This is a genomic window from Cupriavidus sp. a3, assembly GCF_051015765.1.
In the GTDB taxonomy this organism is placed as follows: domain Bacteria; phylum Pseudomonadota; class Gammaproteobacteria; order Burkholderiales; family Burkholderiaceae; genus Cupriavidus; species Cupriavidus oxalaticus_A.
Genome location: NZ_CP170645.1, coordinates 311,317 through 337,611 on the forward strand (window position 1 = coordinate 311,317; position 26,295 = coordinate 337,611).

25 protein-coding genes are annotated in these 26,295 nt (G+C 61.4%); 19 read left to right on the forward strand and 6 right to left on the reverse strand.

The genetic code is table 11. The features are described 5' to 3' along the window. Window positions 1-2 precede the first annotated feature (2 nt). From ACAD63_RS34295 to ACAD63_RS34315, 5 genes are all read right to left on the reverse strand, one after another. On the reverse strand, window positions 3-1,124 hold the full coding sequence (locus ACAD63_RS34295) for a phage Gp37/Gp68 family protein (RefSeq protein WP_434034721.1): 1,122 nt from the start codon (window positions 1,122-1,124) through the stop codon (window positions 3-5). 402 nt (window positions 1,125-1,526) lie between these two features. Beyond that, complete coding sequence (locus ACAD63_RS34300; protein WP_434034722.1) at window positions 1,527-1,898, reverse strand: DNA translocase FtsK; 372 nt, start codon at window positions 1,896-1,898, stop codon at window positions 1,527-1,529. Further along, window positions 1,888-3,117: a DUF1173 family protein gene (locus ACAD63_RS34305; RefSeq protein WP_434034723.1), complete on the reverse strand. Its 1,230-nt coding sequence runs from the start codon at window positions 3,115-3,117 to the stop codon at window positions 1,888-1,890. Before ACAD63_RS34305 ends, ACAD63_RS34300 begins: the two co-directional genes overlap by 11 nt. A 10-nt stretch (window positions 3,118-3,127) precedes the next feature. Then, complete coding sequence (locus tag ACAD63_RS34310) at window positions 3,128-4,588, reverse strand: 3'-5' exonuclease (RefSeq protein ID WP_434034724.1); 1,461 nt, start codon at window positions 4,586-4,588, stop codon at window positions 3,128-3,130. Continuing rightward, entirely contained in the window at window positions 4,588-5,037 is a 450-nt protein-coding gene (locus tag ACAD63_RS34315) for a hypothetical protein (protein WP_434034725.1), read from the reverse strand. Before ACAD63_RS34315 ends, ACAD63_RS34310 begins: the two co-directional genes overlap by 1 nt. Window positions 5,038-5,195: 158 nt before the next feature. On the opposite strand from ACAD63_RS34315, the gene ACAD63_RS34320 reads away from it, so the two are divergent. The 18 genes from ACAD63_RS34320 to ACAD63_RS34405 all read left to right on the forward strand — a co-directional run bounded on the left by ACAD63_RS34320 (window position 5,196) and on the right by ACAD63_RS34405 (window position 21,777). Beyond that, entirely contained in the window at window positions 5,196-5,717 is a 522-nt protein-coding gene (locus ACAD63_RS34320; protein WP_434034726.1) for a hypothetical protein, read from the forward strand. A 167-nt stretch (window positions 5,718-5,884) separates the two neighbouring features. Then, window positions 5,885-6,094: a hypothetical protein gene (locus ACAD63_RS34325; protein ID WP_434034727.1), complete on the forward strand. Its 210-nt coding sequence runs from the start codon at window positions 5,885-5,887 to the stop codon at window positions 6,092-6,094. An 86-nt stretch (window positions 6,095-6,180) separates the two neighbouring features. Then, a complete protein-coding gene (locus tag ACAD63_RS34330) occupies window positions 6,181-6,663 on the forward strand; it encodes a hypothetical protein (RefSeq protein WP_434034728.1) in 483 nt (160 codons plus the stop codon). 115 nt (window positions 6,664-6,778) lie between these two features. Then, a complete protein-coding gene (locus tag ACAD63_RS34335) occupies window positions 6,779-7,564 on the forward strand; it encodes a hypothetical protein (RefSeq protein ID WP_434034729.1) in 786 nt (261 codons plus the stop codon). A 62-nt stretch (window positions 7,565-7,626) separates the two neighbouring features. Next, complete coding sequence (locus ACAD63_RS34340) at window positions 7,627-8,334, forward strand: hypothetical protein (RefSeq protein WP_434034730.1); 708 nt, start codon at window positions 7,627-7,629, stop codon at window positions 8,332-8,334. Window positions 8,335-8,941: 607 nt separating this feature from the next. After that, entirely contained in the window at window positions 8,942-9,328 is a 387-nt protein-coding gene (locus ACAD63_RS34345; RefSeq protein ID WP_434034731.1) for a hypothetical protein, read from the forward strand. A 212-nt stretch (window positions 9,329-9,540) separates the two neighbouring features. After that, window positions 9,541-9,831, forward strand: a complete 291-nt coding sequence (locus ACAD63_RS34350; RefSeq protein WP_434034732.1) for a hypothetical protein — start codon at window positions 9,541-9,543, stop codon at window positions 9,829-9,831. A gap of 8 nt (window positions 9,832-9,839) precedes the next feature. Continuing rightward, window positions 9,840-11,240, forward strand: a complete 1,401-nt coding sequence (gmtY, locus tag ACAD63_RS34355; protein ID WP_434034733.1) for a gamma-mobile-trio recombinase GmtY — start codon at window positions 9,840-9,842, stop codon at window positions 11,238-11,240. 8 nt (window positions 11,241-11,248) lie between these two features. Next, the gene (gene gmtZ, locus ACAD63_RS34360; RefSeq protein WP_434034734.1) at window positions 11,249-13,858 is read left to right on the forward strand and encodes a gamma-mobile-trio integrase GmtZ; all 2,610 of its coding nucleotides are present in this window, start codon (window positions 11,249-11,251) and stop codon (window positions 13,856-13,858) included. Then, window positions 13,855-14,514, forward strand: coding sequence for a gamma-mobile-trio protein GmtX (gene gmtX / locus ACAD63_RS34365; RefSeq protein ID WP_434034735.1), 660 nt, complete (start codon window positions 13,855-13,857; stop codon window positions 14,512-14,514). The genes gmtZ and gmtX overlap by 4 nt, the downstream gene beginning before the upstream one ends. A gap of 566 nt (window positions 14,515-15,080) precedes the next feature. Further along, window positions 15,081-15,512 carry an Imm50 family immunity protein gene (locus ACAD63_RS34370; RefSeq protein ID WP_434034736.1) on the forward strand — a complete coding sequence of 144 codons (432 nt, stop codon included), beginning with the start codon at window positions 15,081-15,083 and terminating at the stop codon, window positions 15,510-15,512. Between the two features lie 124 nt (window positions 15,513-15,636). Next, window positions 15,637-15,921 (forward strand): hypothetical protein, encoded by a 285-nt coding sequence (locus tag ACAD63_RS34375; protein ID WP_434034737.1) that lies wholly within the window; start codon window positions 15,637-15,639, stop codon window positions 15,919-15,921. A 20-nt stretch (window positions 15,922-15,941) separates the two neighbouring features. Continuing rightward, window positions 15,942-16,616 (forward strand): hypothetical protein, encoded by a 675-nt coding sequence (locus ACAD63_RS34380; RefSeq protein ID WP_434034738.1) that lies wholly within the window; start codon window positions 15,942-15,944, stop codon window positions 16,614-16,616. Window positions 16,617-17,014: 398 nt separating this feature from the next. Then, window positions 17,015-17,593: a hypothetical protein gene (locus tag ACAD63_RS34385; RefSeq protein WP_434034739.1), complete on the forward strand. Its 579-nt coding sequence runs from the start codon at window positions 17,015-17,017 to the stop codon at window positions 17,591-17,593. A 388-nt stretch (window positions 17,594-17,981) separates the two neighbouring features. Then, complete coding sequence (locus tag ACAD63_RS34390) at window positions 17,982-18,329, forward strand: hypothetical protein (RefSeq protein ID WP_434034740.1); 348 nt, start codon at window positions 17,982-17,984, stop codon at window positions 18,327-18,329. A 268-nt stretch (window positions 18,330-18,597) separates the two neighbouring features. Further along, window positions 18,598-18,966 (forward strand): hypothetical protein, encoded by a 369-nt coding sequence (locus tag ACAD63_RS34395; protein WP_434034741.1) that lies wholly within the window; start codon window positions 18,598-18,600, stop codon window positions 18,964-18,966. 424 nt (window positions 18,967-19,390) lie between these two features. Further along, entirely contained in the window at window positions 19,391-21,529 is a 2,139-nt protein-coding gene (locus ACAD63_RS34400; protein WP_434035081.1) for an SNF2-related protein, read from the forward strand. Next, entirely contained in the window at window positions 21,526-21,777 is a 252-nt protein-coding gene (locus ACAD63_RS34405) for a hypothetical protein (protein WP_434034742.1), read from the forward strand. The genes ACAD63_RS34400 and ACAD63_RS34405 overlap by 4 nt, the downstream gene beginning before the upstream one ends. A gap of 337 nt (window positions 21,778-22,114) precedes the next feature. Here ACAD63_RS34405 and ACAD63_RS34410 read toward each other — a convergent pair whose 3' ends face one another. Next, entirely contained in the window at window positions 22,115-24,712 is a 2,598-nt protein-coding gene (locus ACAD63_RS34410) for a LuxR C-terminal-related transcriptional regulator (protein ID WP_434034743.1), read from the reverse strand. Between the two features lie 330 nt (window positions 24,713-25,042). Between ACAD63_RS34410 and ACAD63_RS34415 the strand changes: the two genes are divergently transcribed. After that, on the forward strand, window positions 25,043-26,290 hold the full coding sequence (locus ACAD63_RS34415) for an acyl-CoA dehydrogenase family protein (RefSeq protein WP_434034744.1): 1,248 nt from the start codon (window positions 25,043-25,045) through the stop codon (window positions 26,288-26,290). The last annotated feature ends 5 nt before the right edge of the window (window positions 26,291-26,295 follow it).

Sequence of the window (26,295 nt, forward strand, 5' to 3'; positions counted from 1 at the left end):
TGTCAGGCCGTTCCACGAGCCAGCGCGCGCTGGCAGGCCTCGGCCACGTCAAGAGAAGTGACAGGGAACTCGTCATGCAGGGTGCCGTCAAGCAGGCGGCCTGATACCTTTTTGCCCACCCGGTGCATGACCGTGACTGGGAAGCGGCCTTCGTCGCGCGCACGGATGAAATCGTCTCCCTTCTGGAGCTGCTGACCGTGCGGGTTGAGGCAGATGCCGCCGCCGACCCAGGTGCTGGCCTTGTTTACCCATTGCTCAAATGTCTCGAACGTTCGGAATACCGGCTCGCCGGTGGTCGTGAGCACGGAAATGGTATGCCATTCGCCCCATTGCTTCAGGACAAATGGCACGCCCGCCGCTGCGCACTGATCCCGCAAGCTGCGCGGCCAGGCAGGGTGCATCGGGCGTGCGTCGCTTCCGCTCTCACCGCCCGCGATGACCCAGTCGATCGATCCAGGGTTGTATTCGTTGCCTGACGTGTGCAGCAGCTCTCCCGTGATTGTCGAGAACACGTCGACTTGGCCGAGCAAGGGCTCCATGGACAGGAAGCGGATCTTTGCAGGCACACGCAGCAGCTTCGGAATGTCGCGTTCCGCTTCGCCCTGATTGACGATCGTGGCTCCCACCCAAATGTCGGCCGGTGCGTTGCCGGCGATCCAGGTGGCCAGCCACGGCACCAAGGGATTCTCTGCGCAGTCGTCGCGCAGCAGTAGTTCATTGAACGCTTCGCCCAGCCGCTTCATGGCGTTGCCGACGCGCTTGGTCAGCACGAGCTTGTCTAGGTTCGGCGTCTGCCGCCAAACATCGAGCATGTCGATGAACCATTCGATCGGCACCTCGTTGTCGAACACATCGGCCAGGCTCGCGCAGAAAACGCGCTGCCGGCGGCCGTGCACGGCGGCGAAGGCGGCGTGTGCGAGGTTCCACCGGAACGGCTTGCGCCAGTTGGCGGCTGAGGTACGCCGGCGCGGCGCGCCGGGGCCCCAGTTCTGGGCCTGGCCCCCACCAAAGCGGGCATTGCGGGTCTCGGCATAGCAGTGGTCACAGCCGGGGCCGACCCTCTGGCAGCCCTCCCACGGGTTCCAGCTGTGGTCGGTCCACTCGATCTTTGTGTTTTCGCTCATTGTTGATGGTCCTCGAACAGGTCCAGGGTGCGTGTGTCGCGCTCGGGCGGGTTGGCCTCGACGTGAAGGTGCGCTGCATTCGAGCCGCAGAGCTCGCAGACACCTCGCCCGATGCTGACTGGCGAGTGCGGCTGCGACGCGCGCTTCCCGACGGCCGTAAAGGCAGGTGTCCTCGGTGTGATATGAGGGACGGCGGGTTTCATGGTGGGCTGGCTGGTTTGGATATGTGCGACTACATTGGACTCAGCGTATCGTGCGGTGGGAATTGTCAAGACTCGGGACCACGGTGTGGACGTGCGCTTAATGCCGTGCTGATGCTGATGGAGGCTTCTTCTCTATCTGTACCGGGCGAGGCGAGGACGATTCACTTTGTCTAGCAGGTCGTGGAGGCCTGAGCCACGTTCAGCGGCGCTCCGGCAGTCGCGTTTGGGCGGCTTGGTGCCGGGTCGCGAGACCGAAGCGGCCTGCAGCGGCACGCAGTTGATCGACATCGACGGTGTCGTTTGCAATCGCGGCGAGGACCTCCTGCACGAAGCCGTGGAGTGCCGCCAGCTCCTCGCCGATCGGGCCGTGCGTATAGAGATACAGGCCGCTCTGCAAGCGTCGCACTGCTGTGGTTTCTCTGGCTATTCGTTGCAGTAGCGCTTCAGCCATATCCAGCCCGATGCCGCGATGGCGCTCCAGCAGCGCGACCGATGCGGCGCGGTGTTCATGCAGCAGCTCCAGCGCTTCGCCATACAGGGCATCGGCGACCGGGATCCGATCAGCGTGCATCGGCCGTCCGAGTGCCAGCTGGCGGCACGCGCACGCTGGAAATCGACGTGGCGACCGCATCCCATTCGAGGAACGGAATGCCGGCAGTCTGGTAATGCTGGCGCTTGCCGGCCATCCTAGCGTCGTACTCGGGATTGCCCGACATGCCGAGTACTTCGATGACCGTTTCCGGCTGGACGTCGGTCAAGACGAAGTCAGGGTGCACCTGCGCTCGACCGATATGCCGCAGCGGCTTGCGGAATGTCCGGCGCAAATCGACCAGGTGATCGGCCATGGCGACCTCGTGGGACGAGTCGCAAGGCAGGAACTGCCGGTTGGCCAGCATCGCGCCGATATCGACAACCGTCAGGTAGTTCGAGCGCGACTTCTCAACGAGCAGGACCGCGATGCACCGTTGCTCGGCCCGTCCGATGCCAGCCAGCGCGGTGCCATACGAAGCCTGCAGGCGCTCATACAGGCCCGAGGACATGAAGAACCGCTGCGTGCTCTGGCGCAGGACGATCTTGCCCCCATATGGAGTGGCGGCGTGGGATTCGATTTCGCCGATCAGGATGCCGCGGGGGTTGCCCGCGGCGGTAGGCGAAAGCCTTGCCTGCCACGCCTCAAACTCGGCGAGGATTTCGGACTTGCGCTCCGGATCCCACCGCTGCATGACGTGCAGCAGACCGTCGGCGGCCTTCCCGTTGATCCGGGCGTCGGCCAACTCGGCCGTCAATTGAGACCAGCAGGCGTTCCAGTTGCGGGCACCGGTACCGGGCCAGACATTAAGCCCGGCCTGCTCCCAGGCGAACTCGAGGAAGGCGAGCAGGCCTGCGGATCGCCGTTGCGGCTTCGTGCTCTGGCCCTTCGGCGTTCGCTGGACGGTTTTGCCAGGAGTGTGGGTGCTGACCGACAGCGACGCGTCGAGGCGGATATCGAGGTGGCCGTCGCGTATCCTAAATGCGTCGAGACTGTCGACGGCGCCGGACGCCGCCTGGGTCTTCCGATGGAATGGGCATCCTTCGGCGTGCCGGAACGCTTGCTCCGGCCAGCGCGCCAGCAGGAAGATATCGCGGTGGCGCCGGATCACCAGTTTGGGCCGCGGCCGGCTCTCGGTGCAGCCGCATTCCGCAAAGCCCTGGATCGTCTTGGCACGCTCGAGGTGGCGGGCATAGCTGCCCGAATCTTCCAGCACTTCCTCCAGCGGGAACTCGGTCCCGCCAACCCGCACGGTGATCATACGCTCTCCTTTAGACTCCGGCTTCCCGGAACATGGTGTAGAGGTCGCGCCGGATCTCGCTCACATCGAGCAGACGCTTTGCACGGGTCATGGCGACGTAGAGCAGGCGCATCTCTTCCGGCGCCATGGTGAGCGTGCCGTCGTCGCCGGTCTTGAACTTGAAGTCTCCGGCGAGCTGCACGCGCTCCCATTCGAGGCCCTTGGCCCGGTGGACGGTTGACACGATGTAGTCGGCCTCATCCTCGGGGGCGACGCGGGTGAGGATCAGGCGCAGATAGTCCACCCCTTCGTTGTCGATCAACGTCACAAGGGGCTTCAGGTCGCGGCCGGCAAAAGATTCGGCGTACTCCTGGACTTCTTCCCATGTCTCGAACAGGGCGAGTGTGGCGGGGTAGCCGATGCGCTGGCCGCGCATGAGCTGCTCGGCGCCGTCGGCAAAGGCGCGGAGTTCGTCGACGTTGGCGCGCACCGCGACGCGATCGCCGCGGCCGATGCCCTGCGCTAGGTGCGTCAGGACCGTTGCATTCTTGCGGCACAGGATCGCGTCGAAGCGGTCGTGCCCCGGCGTCGAGTCGTGCAGGATCCGCGACTCAACATGGTCTTGTCCCCGGACAGGCGTCTCCTCGTCCATGAGCCGGAGCACGCGGCTGGCCAGCTGAGCGATGGCCGGGCCGAAACGGAACGATTCCGTGAGGGCGCACTCTGGCGCGCGGATATGCTCCATGGCGTTGACGGCGCCGCGCCACTCGTAGATCTGCTGGTATGGGTCGCCGACGTAGATCACCTGCGACTGCTGGGCGCGCAGCACCGACAGCATGAGGCCATCGGCATCCTGCGCTTCGTCGAACAGGATGAAGTCGGCACCAATGCGCGGCCGGCTGCGCTCCCACCTCTTTACATAGACATCGTGAACGATCGCTGACGGGGAAGCGGGATCGAGGTATTCATCCCACAGTCGCTTGACATAGGGCAGCAGCGAGTCGCGCAAATGCTCCGCCTCCTCCTCCTTCACGATAGACTCAACAGGAATGTGACAGGCAAGAGGCTCGGCCTGTGCGGAGCGGCAGAAACGCGCTGCGCCGTCCATCACCATCCGGGCGACCTTGCTGGCGCTTAGTTCAAGGTCTTTTCCGATCGTGGTCGGCAGGCGCAGCTTGGCGAGACCGTAGCGCAAAGCGAGCTGATGCGGAGGCTCGACCGGGTTCTTGAGCTTGCGGGCGAGTTCCGGCGGTGTGGCGCTGTACGCGAGCGAGTGGACGGTCCGGCAGCGGGTGTTCTGCGGGAATTTCTGGGCCGCCTCGGTGGCGATGTCCTTGTTGAAAGCCAGATACAGTCCTCGCGCGCGGCCGCGCGCCTCGGCTGCCAGGCGCAGCGTCGACGTTTTGCCGGCGCCGGCATATGCCTTCACTTTCAGCGGCCCGCCGGCCTTAACCGCGTCGACAACAGCGGCCTGTTCGTCTGTGGGGACCATCAGGCGATCTCCAATGCAGTTTGCTCGGGCAGCGACGCCAGAACCCGTCGACGGATGGCAAGGGAGTCTGCGCGTGCGGCTTGCGAGCGTCGCTCATACTCGCCGCTGACGGCGTCCACGATGTAGGCAAAGTAGAGCGCGGTGGTGGGTCCGGTCCAAGCCTGCCACTTTGCGCGGATCTCGGCCCGCTGCGCTTCCGGGAGTGAGAAGTAGACGGCGCGCTTCTCGCGCCAGATGCTGGCGTGCAAAGCACGCATGGTCCTCTCAAGGTTGTCGGATCGCCGTTGCCGGCGCGCAAGTTCCTCGTCGGGAGAATGCTGCTCGGCCGCCACGTGGTCCGCAAAGAGCGGGTACCTGTCGCGCTCGCGCTGCTGTTTGCGCGCGAAGGCGGCCTGGCGACGGGTGTTGAAATCGACGGGGGTGTGGCGTTCGAGGCGGGAAAAGCGCATGGCGGGAAGGTCTGGATTGCTCTGACATCCAAGATACCGAGGCCTTGGCGAAGTCAAGGCGGCGGCGCGCATGTTGCGCCGCGTACCATTCTCAGGCCGATTTCCGCCGCACCTTCCCATGAAAACTATAGAATTTGCCGCGTCATTTACGGAAAGCTATGCCTGATCCCGTTACTTCCAAGTTCCGCGAGGTGTCCCTCGGTGCGCGCCCGAAGGGCGAGCGCGAAGCCATTCCACCGGGCGATCCGTCCTACGGCGATATCGCGCTGATGGATGCACTCACCTTCCGGCGCTATCTGGATCGTGTCTTCTGGCACCCGCGTAGCGAGGTGCTGCGCTTCGAAGTGCGGGCCGTGCCCTCGCTGAGGGGCAGGACCTATGACGTGGTGGCGCTGGTCGCGCCAGGCGAGGGCGAGGTCTGGTTCTCTGAGCAAGCGGTGCCAGCGCGGTGGGACTACGTGGCGATCACCGAGATCAACTACGGACTATCGAAGCGGCTCCGGTCGGAACTCAGGGCCGCAGGTAAGATCCCCGACGACTACCAGGCCTTCGACGATGGCCCATTGCCTGACTTCTCCAATCTGGAGAATCCCGAGGAGGTGGCGCAGCGGCGCTGGGCTGTGGTCCACCGGCTACGCGAGGCCAGCCGGCGAGCTCGTAACGCGGCAAAGCTCGGCTGAGGCAGTGCGACAAGCGCTGGGTCCTTGTCCCGGCGTTTGAGGCGCGGTAACATTCGCTCGACTCTACGCGCTACTGCGCATCGACACTGCCGGCGTACCGGCCATCAGCTTTTTCACCCATTGGGGCTATTCCCAATGGGGAAGGCCCCATTTTTTGGAGCCTTCTCATGCGTATTTCTTCCCGTATCAGCACGCTGGCTGTTCTTGCAACCGTCATCAACCTGTTCGCGGCGCTGTACTTCCTGGTGACGACTGGTGACGATCGTCTCGTTGCAATGCAACTGCACCTCGTTGCCGAAATCGAGTTCCTGGTGCTGATCAGTTGGCTTCTCGCGAAGCTGCTGAATCTGGATCAGAGCCCTGCCATCGCTCGCTGACCGTCCTGGCCAGCTGCCAATCCACTACCCACCGGGGAACGCTCCCCGGTGGGGCGTTTCCCGGAGCCACATCCAAAGGAAACGCCATGTTCCAGAAATTCCTCGAAATCGAAGTCGGTCCCGCACCGTGGGGAGAAGAATGCGCGCAGGTCGGCAGCGATGACTATGCCAAGCGCTCTTCTATGGAGTGCGCGGTGTACATCCGCCAACTTGGCCGGATCTTCGGTGTGCACGCACCCGAAGTGCTGTCGTTTGTGCGCAGAAGCTTCCCTCACGATTTCGGTCGCTACCACGAAGTGGTGGCCTGCATGAATGCGGCAGGCCACGCGCTGTTCGATGAATCGCGCTTGCCTGCGCAGTGGGATCACGTCGCCCGGGCCGAACTGGCCTGGCTATGCTTGAGCGATCGCTACCGCGGATTGCTGCGGGATGGCGAGTGCGAGCTGCAGGACGTGCCGGATCTGTACCGCCTTAGGTCGGTTCCGGATTTTCCGGATCATCCGGTCGCGCACTGGCTGGCGCTGGGTCTCGTGCCGATGCCTACCGGCCCTGCGCTGGCGTTCCACTGATCTAGCCTACGGTAGAGCAGATCGACGACTTCGCCGGTCAGCCTGCTGCCCCTTTTTGACCCCTTCGGGAGACCTCCCGTCGGGTGGTCTCCCATGCCATTCTTGAGAGACCACCATGTACAAAGAAATTATTGAGCAGTTTATCGCCGCACAGAAAGCGGCCCACGCCGCGTATGCTGCGGCCGCAGCTTTCGAACGCGAGACCGTCGCTGCGATCCCTGACCACTATCGATCGGTCGAGCTTCGCAGCGAATACCGTACGGCGCAAGAACTGGAGAAGTTCTGCCGATCGGTCGCCAGCGGCGTCGTCAATCGCGCCCGGCGCGAGTTCGCCCCTCAGGGCGCGCGTCTCGATATTGTCCACGAGGACGAGTACAAGCGCGCCGGGCTGGATATCGACGCGGCCCTGAGGGCCGGCAAGATCCCAGACATCGATGGGCTGTGGGCATCGATGGCCCGCCGCTACGGCGGCCATGGCGGCGCGGAACTGGCCTACCAGCAGGCGGCCCAGCGGATCATTTCCGGCTTCGGCCTCAACCGCAAGCGCGAAGTCAAGCGTACCGCCTCGGCAGTGGTCCTGCGCAAGCACGTTACCTCCGAAGCCTGCTATCGGCGGACGGCGCGCAAGGTGGGCTACTACAGCTACCAGAGCACGGCAGACTGCCTGTCCGGCCTCGCCACCTTTGCCACTAAGGCGGGTCATCAGTTGCTGGCAGGCGGGCTAAGCCAGGTCAACGTGCACGACGTCGAGTACAACTACCGTGAAAAGCTTAGCTACCCCGGTCTGGACATCGTGTTTTTCAAGGACGCGTGGGAATTCAAGCTTTCCCACCAGGTCGCAGACGATTTGATGCTCTTCCTCGGCGAGTACGGCGAGGCCTTCATGCAGGAAGCCGCGTAGGTCCCATGTAAACTTTCACTTGTGGTGCCTACGGGCGCCTCGTCTTCCTGGAGTAGAAGTACATGTACAACGCACGCATTGAGACTTTCCGCGCAGGGGAGACTCTCGCCGGAGGCCAAGGGACCGCACCAGCGTCTGCCGAACTCAAGCGATTCTGCCGCAAGCAGGTCGCCGAGATTATCCAGCGGGCTGGTATTGAGTTTGGCATCGATGGTGTACCTATCGCCATCGACGAAACACGGCTGCCCATCGACGGCTATCCCAACATCTGGGAGGCTATCCGGGCCGGTGTCGTGCCGGATCTGGATCGCTTCTGGAACCTGCTGCGCGAGACGTATGAGGCGGACGGGCCGGCGAAAGCCGAGCGGCAGACGGCGGCCACGCTCGTTCGTGCCTTCGGCCTGGTCAGCAGTTCGGCCGTGCGCCGCTCCACCGCCTTCGTTCGGCTCAAGCTCGTAGCGTTATCGGAGACGGTCAGCGATGCCTCGCGGCCCTCGCGCCAACTGCATTTCGGCTCGCTGGAGCCTGTGACGCAGGCGTTCGCAGCGCTCGCAGTCTTTGCTCGTCGCAATGGCCACGCCGTTCTGGCAAGCTGCCTCGCGCAGTTCCATCCCGCCGATGTGTTTGAGTCCCAGCAGCGGCGAACTTTTCCTGGTCTGGACGTCATCCAGTACAACGAGTATTGGGAGTTGCGCTTCGCCACGCCGGTCGCTGATGCGCTGCTGGCATTCGTCCAGCGGCACGCCGGAATATCACCTCAGTCCGCATAGCCGAACACGGCTTGCATTCCCCTTAACGCCCCGTCAGTGACTTTCACCGACGGGGCTTTTTGTTTTCTGGAACCCATCATGTCTACTACCTGGTACGCGCCCTTGCGGGCGATTGTCAGTCTTGGCTCTCAGGCCGAGAAAATCGCTCATCAGGGCGAGTTGTACGCGGCGCGTCAGCGTCATCTGTCTCAGTTCTTCACGCCCGACGCCATTGCCCGCTTGATGTGGGGCGCGGTAGCCCACTGGCAGCCAAACCGTAAGGTGTCGATACTCGATAACTCAGCGGGATCGGCACGCCTGCTGCAGTTCGCGGATCCGGGCACGCACAGCCTGTATGGCGTGGACGTGCACCAACCTACGATCGAGGCGGTGCAACTAGCCGTCGAGGCGGCTGGCTTTGACGGCAGCTTTCGGCACGCCGGCATGGAGGAAATCCATCCTGCTCGCTTCGATGTCGCCCTCATCAACCCGCCGTTCTCAATCCACCTCGAATCGCCGCATCTGAAGCCCTACGACTGCACCACCTGGGGGCCGCTTCGGCGCGGGCACCAGTGCCCTGAGCCACGAGTATGCGCTGTCACAGGCACTGGACGCGGCGCAGGTCGTGGTGGCACTACTGCCCACGACCTTTGTCGACAAGTTCGCCGGCCGGCTCATCGCTCACGGGGAGCCATTCAGCGATGCCGCCAGGCGCGTGGTGGGCGTCTTCGACTTGCCATCGAGCGCCTTCCGGGAGGAAGGGGCGGAGGTGCGCACCTCCATTGCCGTGTTCGCGCGCTACCGCATGCGAGCCAGCGATTTCGTGCGGCAAGCCGTGTCGGATCTGACCCAACCGCTGCCCGCACTGGAGCTGCAAGCCGAGGATCGCCTCTATGGTGAGCCGCGGCTCGGCCACCAGCTGCTGGACGACGAAGGTCCGGCCATCACGCGTCCAGTGACCTCGCAGAAACGGGTACGCATCTCGCATTTATTCCCCCCAACTATCCATACATAGTTAGAGCTAGATAAGCGGCATCTGACCCCCAACACCCCTGAAGAGGGAAGCTTTCTGTTCGGAATTTGATAAAGCTATTCCCTAAGCACACATATTGTGTAGAAGACGCACCGTCGTACATCGCAGCACTGATTGTTTCGAGTAGCTCGGCTTTCTTTGAAAGCCGAGTAGCCGGTGGGGGTCCGGGGGAGGGACAGATGAGGCGTCGGACTGTGGATAACTTGACTCTGGAACGCTGGCGGACGCTAGATGCCCTTGGGGTGCTGGAGAAGCTGGGTGGCTATGCGAAAGCCGATAACACCTACGAGCCGGTCAGTGCGCACGATACGAAGCGCTACCACGTCAGCATTGGGGGGCGCGACTTTGAGTTGCTACTTCGGGGTTCCAAGTTCTACGACACCCGGCTTGCCCGCGGCGGTGGTGGTGCGGTGGATTTGGCCATGCATCTGCACAACCTCGACTTCAAGGGTGCCACTGCGCTGCTGCGCAGCCTTGGGATTTAGGTCGCAGCATGTTCGTGACCATCAAGGCCCGCGTCTACACCGACGCCACGGGCGTCTACACGGAGCTCCCAGCACTGATGACGCCAGCCGGCGTGCTGGAGCCGTTGCTCGACTATTGCCTCCATCGCAGCCACGACCGCAGCCTGACGTGGATGTCGAAGGTCGCCCGCTCGGTGCGGATGTTCCTCGAATACGTGCAAACCAACCCGGCCGAGTGCGACACCTACCGCCTGTTCCAGAACTTCGCACAGCGGCTCTACACCGGAACCTTCGACCGGCAGACTGGCCTCGACCCCAGCTGCCTGTGCTGGGCGCCACGCTCGCCGCAGGATGCCTCCCACATCATCACCCATCTCTCCGACTTCTTCGATTGGCTCGGTGAGATGCGGCCCGAAGCGGCCAAGGTGAATCCCCGCTACGCGGGTGGCGCCTTCGACCGACAGACCGACGAGGCCGCCTACCAGTACCGACGCAGTAAGGCCTTCCTCGGATACACCTGGGCGGCAAACGCATCCCCCGCCGAAACCGGACACCGTATGCGAGGTCGACGGCTGCCCAAGGTCGAACAGGGTGAACCACCAGCCTTCCCGGAGGAGCGTTTCGAGGAACTGCTGACCAAGGGGTTCTGCGCGGGCGGGCGCTATGACTACCGCGGCATGCTCATCACCTTGCTGCTGCACGGCGCGGGCTTCCGCGAATCGGAACCGTTCCACGTCTACATACCCGACGTGTTCCCGGACCCCGGCAACCCGCACCAGGCCCAGGTCCTCATCCACCACCCAAGCCACGGTACCGCCCCCGTCGACTGGCGCGACGAGCGCGGACGATCCCGTCAAGGCAACCGCGCCGATTACCTCGCCCACCAGTTCGGCCTGGTGCCGCGCACCGACCTCATGGACCGTCGTCACGCCGGCTGGAAGGGCGGCACCCACGATGCCGCCTACTACAAGCGGGCGTACTGGTTCCTGCCTGAATATGGCGAATGGTTCCTGCACCTCTGGCGCTGCTACCTCGAACAGGTCGCACGCGTCGAACGTGGCCACCCCTTCGCCTTCATCAACCTGAACCGCGAGCCCGTCGGCGCCATGTACACGCTCACCCAATACAACAAGGCGCATGCCGCCGCGTGCGAGCGCATCGGGCTTACGGTCGGCAAGGCACTAGGCACGACGCCACACGGACACCGTCACGCCTACGGCCAGCGACTGCGCAACGCTGGCGTCGACAAGGCATTCATCCGCCGCTTTATGCATCACGCCTCGCTGGAGAGCCAGGAGGTCTATACCCAGGCGAATACCCGCGAGGCCTTGGCCGAACTCCATGCGGCCGCCCAGCGGCTGCGCGGCAAGTACGCCAGGCCACAACCGGCGACAAGACTGCCTCTGCCCGGCATCGAACTCAACGACTGAGGAACCTCATGGCCGAAAGGACGAAAACGACTGCATCCAAATCATCCGCCACCTCAGCCCGAAAGGTAAAAGGTGTGAAGCGGGATACAGATGTCACGCTCGGCTGGGTCGCCCGCGAATATCCGCAACTCGCCGCCTGGCGTGCCTTGGCCGTGGAGTGGTTAAAGGGCGAAACTCAAGGCATTGACTCTAAATTGGCTGCCCTCGTGGCCTTCTTCGAGCGCTACCTTGTCCGGCAGACGCTACCGCTCGACGTGGCGGTGCTCCTGGCGCGCACCACCGTCCTGCCAGACTTCTACCGGACGGCTTGCCCGGATTCAATTGCGGGTATCAAGTACAACAACTATATCCACGCCTTTCTGCACTTCGTGCTGATGCACGAGTGCAGCGAAGCCGCCGACGACGGCCAGCCGGTGGTCTCGCCGGCCTTCCGCAATCCCGTGCCACGCCTTTCCAATAGCGGCATTCCGAAGCGCGACGAGAGCGTGCATTCGCCGCTGCCCTACGGCTACATCGACGAACTGCGCCAGATGCTTGCGGCAGGCCCGTACTTCCGCGACTGGCAGTGGGCGCAGAGTGCGCTGGGGGCCGAAATCGGTCAGCGCGGGAGTTCCGGCCCCGACTGGTTCGAGGTGACCAAAGACCAGATTGACTGCAACGACCGGGACTGCGTGTGGCGAGTCCGCTCGGTGAGCCGGAACAATCGCCGCGTGCAGGTGCTGGAGATGTGGAGCCCGGTCCGCTGGGTGGCCCTGCTCACGAAGCTCATTCTGCCGCTGCGGAGCGTCCAGGTGCGCATGCTCGACTCGGGAGAGGCCGATACCTGGCGCTACGCAGCAGGGCACTGGACCCAGAACCCGAACCGGCTCGCGCAGGGCAGTGGACGCCGGCCGCTGCAACAGGGGATGTTCCGCCGCAGTGTCCCGCTCGCCGATGGCGAGCCGGTTCCGACCGTGCTCTACATCAACACCAACAAGACCGCCGACATGGCCAAGTCTGGCGCCGACAAGGGCTATGTGTTGCCGTGGTCCTTCGGCGGGCCGGTGTACCAGGACGTCTTCCACTGGTTGGAGAGGCTGCGCGACTGGCAGGAGAAGTACAACCCCGTCTCGCGGTGCACGGCCTGGGCGGAACTCGATGGTCGTCATATCAGCGCGAAGAGTGAGGTGCAACTGGCAGGCTATCCCGATGCCTGCTTCCTTTTCCGGATGGCTGAGGCGGGTGATGGCGAGTGTCATCTTCCGCTTAGCGAAAGGAGCCTGGATCCGCCATGGTTCAGCCTGCTGCAAGCATTGGAACAGCGGCTCGCCGACCGGCGAGAGACGCATCGCAACGGTGCACCGATTTGTTTCCTTCCGCCTCTCGAAGAGCGGCGGAACGGGGGAAAAACAACGCTCTTCCCGCTGCACAGCTTGCGCGTTTCCCTCATCACCGCGTTGGCACTCGAAGGCCAGGTACCGTTCCCCGTCCTGCAAAAGCTGGTTGGGCACAGCCGCCTGCTGATGACCTTGTACTACACCAAGCCCGGCGCGTCGCACATCCGCGACGTGCTGCTCGCCGCGGCCGAGCGGCTGGAGGCGAACAAGGAGGCCAGCATCCAGAACTTCCTGCTCGACACCAAGCATGAGGACCTGTTGCAAAAGGCCATTTGCAACAGCGTGCCCAGCCTCGCCGCAGCCATCCCGCAGCATCCGGCTGCGCGCAATCCGGCGGGCTGGATGCCGATGCACCATGGGCTGTGTCTGGTCGGCGGCAACACCAGTGAGGTCGAGGACAACGGCTCAGTGGGCGGCTGCTACAACGGCGGGCCGAACCTCGGCTCAGCTGCCAGGCCCAGCTATGGGCCTGTTCCGGGCGGCAGCCGCAACTGCGTGCGCTGCCGCTGGTTCGTGACCGAGCCGCATTACCTGCCGGCGCTCGCGGCCCACTTCAACACGCTCGCCTACCACTTCGACGAGGCGCGCAGCGCCTGTCTTACTCGCGAAAATGAGCTTCAGGACTTGAAGAAGCAGAAGGCCGATGCGGAAGAATCTAGTCAGCCGTTCAACCGACTGGACACTTTCCGGCAGGCTGAGCGGCTCTGGGAGAGCGCCCTGAAGCGCTTTAGCGACCTCGCCGAAGACCTGGTGGCCTGCTGGCGTCTCATCGAACGCTGCAAGGCGGCGCTCGAAGCGCAGGGTAACGGCACACAATTGGTGGCCGCAGGCACGGGGGGCGATGTACAGGTCGGCTTCGAGGAAACGGAGTCGGAGCTGCTCCAACTCGCCGGCGTGTGCGAAAGCGTCGAGGTCTACCCCGATCTGGAACCCGGCAAGGCAGTGTTGCGGCGCAGCCAGTTGCTCGATGCGGTCCTTTACCGAGACAACCTCCCGCCCGTGTTCATCCTGTTGAGTGAACAGGAGCAACTGCTCGTCGGCAACGCCTTCATGCGCCGCCTTGCCCAGCAGATAAATCCGGAGAATCCCGCGCTGGGCAAACGCCAGGTGATTCGCCTGATGGACGCAGGACTAAGCCTCAGCCGGCACTTCGATATGGACCTCGCCTCGCTGCTGCCGACCGCGAACCCCGTCATGGCATTCCCCGCCGGGCGCCAGGCCCTCACCGGAGATGAAGCATGAATGGCAAAACAGCGATCCAGCCGGACGCGGTCCTGGAGGCGTTGCTCGCCAAGGGCGGGCGCTCGAACCGGCGCGCAAGCCTGGCAAAGATGCACGAGCTTTGCCGTCGGCATTATGAAGCCGGTTCGCGTGATTTCTCGCTGTCCGCCATCGGCCGCCTGGCCGAAGCCGAAGGCATCATGAAGGGCCGCGCCCTCTACAACGCTCCGTCCGCCGACTACCGCGCGCTCATCGGAGCGTGGGCGGTCTACGCCGGACCTCCCGCACGGAAGCCGCCCAAGACCCTGGCGAGCCACGACTACCTGATGCGCATCGAGGACCCGGCCATCCGCTCCATCATGCAGGCCATCATTGCGGAGCGGGACAAGCTCAAGGCGCAACTTAACGTGCTGAAGGCCAACATCCAGGTGACCGTGGACCGGCGCCCGCTGGGCGCGGCTATTGCGGTCGCGCCAGGAGCGCAGCCGGTGACCGTGCTTGCCATGGCCGCGCAGCTCACGCCTTCAGAGCGCGAAGCCTTGCAGAAGGCGGTGTCGGCCGACTATCTCGAAGAGCGGGGCTTCCGGGAAGGCCGCCACGGCGAAATCGTCAACGAACGGGGCCGGACGTTGTTTGAGGTGGGGTTCGCGCGGGCGATTCGAAAAATACTTGCGTAGGCGAAGCAAAAATGAAAAGGAGAGGACCACATGAGTGTGACTTACTACCTTGCCTTGAGTCCGGGCAGTATGTGTGGGTAGGGGCACTAGGACCGAGCCGCCAAGTTATGCCGGAAGGGCAAGCCGACGCGATATCGCGCATTGCGCTGGCCCATCGTGGCAAGCCGCTGGTTGTGGTGAGTGATACTCATCCGATCCTTGATGATGGAGAGGAGTGGGAGGCATCGCCCGAGGCATAAGATGTAGAGAGTTGGACTTGGTCGGACAGACGATGTCAGATCGTCTGTCTCGGTTCGGCCAGAACGCGTCTTTCGCGCGCTCCTATCTTGAGACATTCGAGCGTCCGCCGGACCACAAAGCCTCCGTTCGAAGTCGGCCATGATGCACGCCGTCTCAGCGCGCCTTGGGACATCCTGCGAGCCGTGGCGTCGATGGGTCTCCAGTGTTATGCAGCGAATTGCGTACGCCGGCCAGACCTCGGTTATGCTTCAATTGCAGGGCATATAACGGACAGCAGACACGAGTACCACGGGAGCGAAGCAGTATTGAGCCTTTGGAGGCGAACGATGAGTGCAGACAATTCTGCAGGTGAGTCGGGTAAGACGTTGGTACAGCGCAGCGAGTTGGTCCTGAATGCGTTTGGCTACTGGCCAACCTTTCACGATTCTGAGGTTGTCACCTTCTGTATTAGGCTGGCTGAGGAATCAGGCCGGTATGTAGCTAATGCATCTATTTCGGTACGGCATGACGGCCAGGACAATCCAAAGTGGACGGGTTCAGGCGTGGATCGGATCGTTGAATTCCTATGCCGGGATATAGGTGAGACCAACATCAATCTCAATGAACTGTCTGGCGGTGGTTGGCTGGACGAGATCGTTATATCGACGCAAGACAATGGTCGCCTTAGCTTTGATATGAGGCCTCTCGCCGGCTTTGATGCTCGGTTCAATTGCCGATCTATCGAGATCCTGAGGGTTAGGCCGGTGCCCTCCACGTGAATTCAGCTACCGTCCTTCCGATCGCGCCGCCCAGAGTTTGAGGCGGTTCGACAATGACCTGCCGCCCTACAATTTCAGACGTCGTATTCCGGCGCTTGGACGGGGAGTTGCAATGGATACAAGGTTGTCCGATCCCGATAAAGAACTCTATCGAAGGGTCGACGAGGTTCTGCATTACATCTGGGATCCCATCGGCATCTCGACAGTTCCATCGGCGCGCGACGAATACAATGCCTACGTGCCTCATGTGTTCGAGCTTTTGAAAGAAGGTGCAAGCGCAGCGGTGATCACGGAGTACTTGATCCGAGTTGTTCGCGATCGAATGGGAATGGGCCAAGAGGTTGCTCATACCCAGAAGGTCGCCGATGTATTGATGGCTTGGAGAGAGGAAGCCAGGAGCGGAGGTTGATCCCAAGAAAGGCCGACATCATGACAACCGAAAACCGGTGCAGCGCAGTGGTAAGCGACGGCCAAACAACGCTAGTCGCAGAGGCTTACGATCGAGAAACTGACAGCATTATCCAGACCTACAACCTCGACGTTCATGACATTGCAGGGCTTTGCCGCGCACTCGGGGTTGAGACCTTCGAGTCGTGGGCGAGCTACGAGTTGGATAAGACGGACATCGAAACGCTCAACTGTGGCTATGGTTTCGGAATACATCATGACGGGCGGGTAACACTGAGGATGCGCGGCAAGGTTGACGAGCATCCCTACTTGCTGCATACGAACCGCGAACTGTTGCTTATGCTCCAAGGGCGCAAGCCACTTAGTGTTTTTACTGACGATGGGCCATCAACAGATTCCGTATCTTCGCTTTTTCCAGAAGCAAAATTTGATACACATGTGGAAACGGGTCGGTTCGTGAAGTATGCATATGCTGAACCGGTAGACAACGGCCTGCGTCGAGTTAGATGGGTGTTCTACGCGCTCCCTGAGGAGGCGTGGAGAATTAAAGCCTATGTTCTTCTATTTGAAACGTCAAAGCGCTCGGGGTGGAACGAAGGATTTGAGCGAATGCAGGGCTCGCTACTAGGCTATTCCGAGCAAGAGAACGACATCAATATCGAGCTCCAAAGGAAGCGCGCCCAGCGCCATGCATGACTTGACCACGGAGCTTTTGATGTCTGCTTCTACCGCTGCCAGAGGACCGCTTTTGGGTCGGTAGTCGCCTCTGGCGCCGGCATGCCCCCGCCCAAGTGGACCGAGGGCCGAGACCGGCCAGAAGCGGCCATCTGAGGGGTTCTTCCAAGCGTTCGGTAGGCAACATACGCGTCGAAGGCCAGACTGCCAACATTCAACGAATTGGCACAATCCGGCGCCCGAGCAAGTCGACAAGCGCGGGCTAGCTGTGCCGCGATAGGTCTGCGGCTATGTCCAAGCCGTGAAATTGGGCTAACGTACAAGCAGAAGAACCGCCAACTACACGATTCTAATACCCTAAGACGTCTCCGGGGTCGCCTGTTAAAAGCCAACTAAGTTCGTGTTCCAATAATCACGGTATGTCAGACCAACTGCTAATAGTCTTCCACTCTGGGAAGGTCTATAGTTACTCCGGCACTAGGCAGGAGACCTCGTCCTACTTCGGCGGTCCCATTTCAGGCAAGCTTTCAGGAATACCTCATGGCCCGGCCCTTCCGCATCAAGTGGCTAAGTTAGATCGCGCGGATCTTCCGCTACCAAAGGGCGAAAGCGAACTATCTGACCTCGTGCTGATCTATGGCTTCCGCTTTGACGGCTGCGAGTTGGAATATGAAATTGGTTCCGGTTGCGAAATCAAGATCGTTGCATCGGTCCAACGGGAGTCATCCGACGATTGGCCATATCAGGACTATCCTCACGAATTCCCGAAGGTATTTCTTGAGCTGACCGGTACACGAGCGATGGCCTATGAGGATTTCTCCTCGGAATGGCCGAACCTCCCTAGGTTGCAGCCGGCCGAGATTGTGGTATTGGTGCCTCCGCCATCAACCTTAGGAGTATCCCTTTGGGGGGAAGATGGAGACGCCGAGGGCGTGACGGTCGTCTTCGAGTGTGACCCAGTGAAAAGGAAGGTCAGAACTTACAATATCTGTAGCTAGCTGAATAGCCGCAGGGAACGGATCGTCATTCTGAATGAAACGTCGAAGCGCTCAGACCACGGGGACTATTCCTCCCGCATGCATTCTGGTGCTGCCGGAAGGCCGCTTCGGGTCCGAGAAGCGCCGATCGGCGCCCTCCCCCCTCAGTTGCCCGAAGCCGGCCTGTTTCAGTCTGTCGCTGGCCAACGACTGCTTAGAGCGGGACGCGCCGGCCACAATCGGTCATAGAACGAATCGAAGTCGGACCTCCCACGGTTGCAAGAGGCATGGACGGCAGCCGTTTAGCCGCCCATGTTTGCCAACGCACACGCAAGCTCGTCTGCGCTTGATAGTGTGTGGCACGTGCCGGTAATCGCAGATTTTCTACCTCGGAGAAACGGTCATCAAGATGCGGCAGGCAACTTTCGATATAGAACTGGCATTGTTGAGCCCAAGCAGCGTGTGGAAAGAGTTGCAGCGGCGCCTCGGTGATACCTGCACGTTAGAGGATCGGCTTGAGCAGGGTTGGGGATTAGTCATCCGCCCAACCAATCCCCATACCGGTTCACTTGCTGAGCAGATGCGAAATTTTCTGTCCTTGCTCGCGGGCAATGAGGCGCTGATTTGCAAGTGTGACCCTATTTTAAGAATTGCAGCCTTTAACCCAAACGCGAACCTTACCGTCCTTGTCGAAGAGTTGGACCGAGTTTACTCGCTGGGAGCCAGCGTTGAACTAAGTGTCTATCCGGTCGAATGAGTGCAGATACCCTTGGGGCGAACTTCGATAACTCCATTTACCTGGCGCCTAAGCGTAAGCGTCCGGGCAACCCGTCTTGAATTGCAGTGAGGATATTTACTCTACTGAACCAACTAACCGCAAAACCGGCCACCATAGGTTCAGGCCTCCAATGCGTCGAGACATGAATCGGTCAAATTCATATCTTTGATCTACAGCTGAATACTAAAGTGAACTAGGCACTGGCACAGGACAGAAGAAGAATTGTCCAAGTCAACAGGAGATTGATGTGACAGAAAATAACCGACGGTATGTAAATTATGAAGACCCAGCTTTTATCGAAATCTGCGACCAGTTTTTCTCTAATAATCAGGAATTCATCTTGATCTGCAATGACAAATCCCTAGAAAAATGCAGATATGCTGCAGAATTATATTTGAGATACGACTTGCAGCGGCCCAAAAAAAAGTGGGATAACCTAAAATCGCTTGCAAGGTTGGGGGCGGCAGGGATGAAGGTACTTCCTCTCATGGTTGTCTGCAACAAGGCTACGCTGCTGGGCTGGACAGTTGTTGTTGGAAACGAAACCAATCATGTCCTTTACGTAACTCCCAAGGCGCCGAATAGCAACAAACCATTCCCAAGCCCTACAGGCTGATAGGCCTTTGCTGGGTCGAGAAGCGGAAACTTTTTTGCTTTACACGGGTTTAGCTGGCGACACTTCTGGTCACTGGATTATCGCTAGCTGTACACAGTGAATGTCCTTAAACCGAGCGCGACTGGCCGTTATGGGTCGGCTGCGGTCCTTCCCTTACCCGCTTCTGTAAATAGAGCGTGTTGAAATGAAGAGGCCGGCGTTTCCACCGGCCTGCTGTGTTTGTATGTATTGCGATGTATCGATACATACATCGCCAGTGTACCTAAATCCCTTTGCTGGCAAGGCGTCCAGCAGACCATCCGCTTAACTATGCATGGTTAAGGTATAAGTCTCGCACGACGGCCGCCGCATCGTGCTTGGGTTCGACTGCGGGTTCGTCGAGGCGATGGTGCTCAACCGAGTGCTGGAGCGCCGCATCGTGTCGATGGAAGGCCAGCGCCTGCCCCGTGGCTTTCGCTACGCAGGCACGGGCCGCCTGGATATGGAGGCTTACCTGCTGCACCCCGAACCGATCGCGGCATTGGGCGATCTCGTCGGCATGGTGAAGGGCGCCGGCGGTGAGCCGGAGTTTGCGCCGGGCTTCCTCGAGCACTTCCGCCAGCGTATGCGACGCAGCATGCGTCAGGCGTTGCCTTTGCGCCATGCGGTCTGGACGACGGGCGTAGGTGCCGCCGATACCATCCTCGGTACGGCGACGAAGACGCATCTTGTCGATTCGTCGGTTTGGGGCGGCCCAGTTATTAAGGCCGGCCAGGTAGTACGCTTCGAACGGCAGCCCGATGGCCGCTACCAGTACACGGTGCGCGACAAGTGCTACGTCGTCTCGTTGGACGAGATTACCACCCGCTACAGTGTCGAGAAATCGGCGCAGGCATGGGAAATCGTGCATGAGGGCCTGGCCACGCGCTATCCCGGGCAGGCCGAGCGGCTGCGCAAGCGGTTGCTGGCGCTGGGCATCGATCGCTGGCTGAACTGGCAATTCCAACAGGACGACCTGGTCGAGCTGCTGCTCAAGCCCAACGGCGCGGTGGCGGCGTGGGAGCAGGGCTGCGGCAAGTCTCGTCTCGCGGCGGGCCTGATACTGCTGTCGGGAGTCAAGCACGGCATGATCGTCGTCGAGGCACGCCTGATCGCCGAGATGCGAGCCGAGCTGGAGCAGGTCATGCCAGCATCGGACGTGCACGTGATTCAGTCGCCTGAGGACTTGGTGCAGCTGGGCCGCCTCAATCTGATCGCCTACGAGCGCCTGCGCATGCCCGTCGACCGGCAGGCTTCGCCCCGTGTCACCTACGCGCACCGGCTGCGTCGTCGCATCGGCCTGCTGGTGGCCGATGAGGGTGAGCGTCTGTCCAACCCGGCCAGCGACCAGAGCCGGGCGCTCTGGCAGCTATCGGCAAAGCGGCGCTATATCCTGACCGGCAGCCCGATTGCCAATTACCCGCGCGACATCTTCGGACTGATCGCCTTTACTGGCGGTGACGGCACGGCGGCACAGCCGTATGGCTACCGGCGTGGCTACCTGGAAGCTAGCTGGCTCGCTTCGGTAGAGCATGCCGAGCGCGGCATCGACCGGTTCCGCAGCGACTTCGTGGTGCTGGAGTGGGTCACTTGGGAATTTGCCGAAAGCCTGCAGGATGGGGCCAAGCGTGAAGTGCCCAAGATCGGCAACTTGCCGCGGTACCGGCAGATGCTGGCGCCGCACGTGAAGCGTCGGTTGGTGTGCGAGCCCGAGGTAGCCCTCTATATCCGCATCGAGCCGCCCGCAGTCGAAGTGCTAGAGACGGACTGGGATCCTGCGCACTTGTCGCTCTATCTGCGGACGGCCGACGAGTTCGCCCAGTGGTACCGGGACGTGCGAAAGGTGGAAGGGAAGTCAACCAACCTGATCGCGATCCTCGCCCGCATCCGTGCTGTGCACTTCGCCGCCAACTACCCGCAGCATGGGGTGGACGGTGTCGGAGCGCTGAGGCAGCTGACCAGCAAGCAGCGCGCGGTGATCAAGCGCCTCGAAGCCATCGCCGCGGAGGGTAAGCAGGCAATCCTGTTCGCCGAAAACCCGGGTGTCATCAACCTGATCGCCACGCAGTTGAAGGCGAGGGGCGTTGAAACGGTGCCGTTTCACGGCGGCATTCCGATTGCGAAACGCGTGGCCGACAAGGACAAGCGTTTCGTGGGCGGCAATGCCACAGGGCTGCTGTGTACCAAGGCGTCGGGCAGGGCCGGCTACAACCTGCCCAATGCCGACTACGTCCTCTTCTATGACCGTTCGTGGACGTGGCGCATTGAATATCAGGCGATGCGGCGTGCGCTGCGGTGGAACCGAAAGGGGCAGTTGAAGGTGGTGTACTTTCACTTACCGGGGAGTCTCGATATCTATCAGGACCAGATGGTGGCGCACAAACGGGACGCCATGGAGGCGGGCCTGGACTGGGCGACGCCGGAACTGGAGGACGAGGCGTTTCTGCACATGGACACGCTTTTGGACGAATTTGTAGACGATCTCGCCAAGCTGCACGGCCGTAAGGCCCGGGATCAACGTGACCTGCTCAAGGAGGCCGCATGAAAGCGAACGAGTGCAGCATCAACATCGGCGAAGGAATGGCAACGATCAAGCGACGCGGCACGCGTAGCACGACCGTTGCCCAAATTCTCGGCACCATCGAGGTGGACGGGATGGAAGTCATCTGCCTCGACCGTCTCGTCCATGGCATCTCCGAGAGCGAGATGGACGGCTGGCAGGTTAGCGGCGCGGTGACCAGCGTGCTGGCCAGGCCGATCGGACCCATTCCGGCGAAAAGCAGTCGAAATTGACGAACTTTCGGTGGATGATCCAGGCACGAACCATCTTATGATCAATTCCGTAGCGTGCCCCGCTACGGAATTGCCCTCTCAAGATGTACCCGTTCCCTCAAGCCCTCCTCGTGAGGGCTTCTTTTTTTTCCAGTCTGCGAGGTGACCGAGGGGCTGAGAACGACCCGTTTGAGACGTCCGGTGCAGAGCCAAACGGACGTCGGGTGCGGGATTGCAACGGCCGTTAACGCTTCTGGCGGAGCACCCCGCGCCGGTCAGGCAGTAGGGATAAGCTCCGGATGCTGTGAATCAATCAGAATGACCCCTTCCGCGACTCGTTCGCGGATCTGCCAGCCTGCTAAATCTTCTCGGGCGGTACCAGAATCCCTAGGGAGATTCCACGTTTCGCAGCCTGGGTTCGCTTAGTTACCTCCAGTTTTCCGAAGATGTGCTTGATGTGCGTCTTCACTGTCTCCGGCGCAATGTTGAGCACCCGCGAGATTTCCTTGTTTGACTTCTCTTGTGCGATCAAAGTCAGGATGTGTCGTTCGCGTGGACTCAGGATGGTGCTGTTAGGGCATAGAGCTTGCGAGGTCGCCGCAACGCTCGGCTCGGTGAGCGCATGAAGTAGCGACGCTGCCGGCCCCTCCAGAGAGCGTGCGACAGGCGTGGTGGAGAAGGATTTCAATAGCGAGGCGACGGTTGACCCCGCATCCAGCAATGTTGCCTTGAATCCTTGTGGTCCGGCGAGCTCGAAATAGCGCGCCAAGGCCGCGTTAGAGCCGTCCCGCTGTCCGCCAGCGGCCAGGGCAACAGCCAGAAAAGCGGCGCAGTGAAGAGCCAAATAGTAATCGCCACGATCGTTTGCCCAGTCGTACCAACCACGTAAGCCGGCTATAGCAGCCTCGGTGTGGCCTTGCGCCGCGTCAAGCTGACAGCGTGACAGTGAAGCGAGCATTGCCATTTCGACTCGGATATCGGCGTCCGAATGTGGCTGCGCGACCAAGTGCTCAATGCGCTTGACGCATGCCTGTGCTTCCCAAAGACGAGAATTCCTTAGCAGGAGTTGTTCACGCTCATAGAGCATGACCACTTCCAGGTGCGCGAAGCCGAGCCCGTGTGCAATGGAGCAGCCTTGTTCGAGGATCTCGTTGGCCCGCTCGATGTTACCTTGCCGACATTCCAGGCGTGCGGCGACGGTAAACGCCGCAACAATCGCATCTCCAAAGCCCGTTGCGGAAACAATTGAAAGACGTCCTTCCAGGAGTTGCGCCGCTTGATTTAACTCCATTCGCTCGTAATGCAGTCTTGCCAGCACCACCGCAGGCAGTGTCGTCGGAAGCGATTGCTCCCCCGTATGGCGCATACCGAGTTGCAGTGCTTCGTTCAGGTTCTGCTGCGCCGCGCTGGCTTGCAGTTGCTGAAAGTGCCCGAGGCCTCGCAGGGTGAAGCGGTAGATCGAGCTGAACACATTGCTCTCGTGCTCGCCCTCGCGGTACGGCAGCACGGGAGAAGCGTAGAAATCCGCCCAGCGCCGAGCCTTGAGGTGACAAAACACCAAGACGTTGTAGGTCGCGTTGACCATCCATGCATCGCCTTGCGGGGCGCGCACGCACGCGTCGGCGATCTGGTGAGCTGCACAAGGTTGCTCCCCCTGTGCGAGGGTAATGGCACGAACGACTCGGCACTCCCAGTGGATGCGCGCTGCCTGCCCCTGGTCAGCCTGACGGGCCTCTTCTTCAATGGCGTCAAGCAGCCGGACATTCTCGGGCTGATACGCGCCCAGGACGTGCGCCCACAGGATGGCAAGGCGCAAGGATAGAGGGCAGCCGATCAGTGCGGTACGAAGCTGACTTTCCCAGTTCAGCAGCGTTAGCAGGTCGCCGCGCTTGACCAGGGTCATCGCACATTGCTCGATCCATTTCACCGCTTGCGTTGCGTCCCCCGCCAGCAGGGCGTGCCGAACTGCATCGGACCAACTGGATTCCCGTGCATACCACTGACTGGCGCTGCGGTGACACGCCTGAACGGCTTCGCGCCCGGTGGACCGAAGGCGCGCAATCAGGACATCCCGCAGCAATTGGTGGCTGGAGAACCAGATGCCGTCTTCCGTTAGACGGGTTAACAGCATTCGACGCTCTAGCCGCTCCAGCATCGCCTGGCTACTCGTCATGCCAGTCATTGTCTCGCATAGCGGCGCGCACAGTCGCTCGGCGACGGAGGTGTGTTCGAGAAACGCGACTTCATCGGCGGGCAAATGCGCCAACAATTCGCGTGCCAGTTCGCTCAGGCGGGCCGAACCGCCCAGCTTCGGCCCGGGTGCGACCTCCTCGCGATTCTGTCGGGCAAGCACCGCAAGCTGCAGGGCCGCCGCCCAACCACCTGTGAGCTCCTGCAACTCATGGGTATAGGTCGCGGGCAACGTGTTGGCGAGCAACAGGCTGTCAGTTTCGCCAGCGGTAAAACGCAAGTCGTGCGCACCCACTTCCAGCAACTCGCCATGCGCACGGAGGTGACTGAGCGGCAGAGCCAACACCTCTCGCGATATCAGTACCAGGTGGAGGTTTGAGGGGGCATGCCGCAACATGGTCATCACCAATTCCCGCGTCTTTGCGCCAGCGAGGTGATGGAAGTCGTCGATGAACAGGTGAACCTCTTCACCATGCTCCATGACGTAATTTAACGCCGAGGAAAGCAACTCGTCGGCGCTGGCACCGATCTGGCCAAACCATCCCGCGCCTTCGCCGGCGTCGCGCGCCGACGCAGGTTGTTCCAGCGCTCGAAGGACGTAGTGCATCAAGCGCAGAGGATCGTCATCTTCCGGGTCGAGCGACAGCCAGGCCACCAGTTCCCCATGACGGCGCAGCGCGTCTGCCCAGGCCAGCGCAATCGTCGTCTTGCCATAGCCTGCAGGGGCACACACCACGGTCAGCAGGCTCGTCTCGACCTTGTCCACCAAATCCGTCAGGCGTGGCCGGCCGATCATGCCCAACGGTGGCCGAGGCGGTGTCACCTTCGGCTTGAGGAAGGACAGACCGTCCTGATGCGAGGGGGGATTCCTGGAAGACTTCACGGGTCAGGTGGAGCGGCGCGTACGTTTGATCACTTGGATGCCCGACAGTATGGCGGCAAGGCATGCCAAGGGGGATGGCTGCTAGGGTTTTTCCCATCCCCCATTTTGTGCCTATGGCGGGGGATGGTGGGAGAGGTGGCGGAATGCCTAGTATTCCGTCATGACAACGACGGCCGCAGCGACCTGCGAGCCGTTCACTCCCAGGAGACCACGATGACCACCCAGGCACTGCAGGTGAGCTTGCCACCGACCGGATTCGAGGCACCGCTGAGCGAAGTGGAGCAGGCAATCCAGCATAGCACCCGAAAATTCGCGCAGACGGTCATGGAGCCACTTGCCGCACGCCTCGACAAGCTGGGCGCAGCCGAAGCCATCGAGAAGGACTCTCCCTACTGGCATCTGTTCCCCGAGTTTGGCAAGTTGGGTCTATCGATCGGAGAGTTGCTGCAACTTCCCGCCGAGGAGCGCGGCCGTCTGATGCCGATCATCTTCGAAGAACTTGGCGCAGGTGACGGCGGCTTGGCCATCTCTCTTGGGGCGTCGCTCCTGCCGTGGCTGATGATTTATGCCACCGGCAAGACAGGCCTGCTGGCGCGTTACCCTGAAGGTTCCGGCATCGGCTGCTGGGGAATTACCGAGCCCGACCACGGTAGCGACTCGCTCGACTTTGGCCGCATGTGCGCTCAGCCGGGAAGCGAGTATGGCCGCCCCAATTGTATAGTCCGGCCGGATGGTGATGGCTTCATTGTGTCAGGGCAGAAGTCCGCCTGGGTGTCGAACGGCACGGTGGCGCAGCTCTGCGTGCTGTTTGCAGCCTATGAAAATGGCGGCGGCGAGCCTGCGCAATGTGTAGTGCTGGTTCCATTGGACGCCGCAGGCGTCACGCGTGGCAAGCCGCTCGAGAAACTGGGGCAGCGCGCGTTGCCACAGGGCGAGTTGTATTTCGATGAAGTGCGCATCCCGGCCGACCACCTGTTGGCCGGCCCCGGCGCCGAGTACGAGCAGGCGGCCTACGCCATCCTTACCGAAGCTAATGCACTGATGGGCAGCATCTGGGTCGGAGCGGCGCGACGTGCCTATGAGCACGCTTTGAACTATGCCCACGACCGTAAACAGGGTGGCGTGCCGATCATCCGCCACCAGAACGTACGTTATCGGCTGTTCCACATGATGCGCCGCGTGGAGGCTGCGCGCGCGCTCAACCACCGCGTCCATTTTTTTAATGCTACCGCGCCGGTGCCTGCCCTGCAGGGTTCAATTGCCACCAAGATCACCTCCACGCAGACGGCATTCGATGTCGCCAGTGACGCGATCCAGATGTTCGGCGGCAACGGCCTCACTCGGGAATACCCGGTCGAAAAACTGATGCGTGACGCGCGCGCCTCGATGATCGAGGACGGTTGCAACGAGATGCTGGCGATCAAGGGCGGTACGTTGTTGATCGACAGCGAGCGGATCTGATAGGG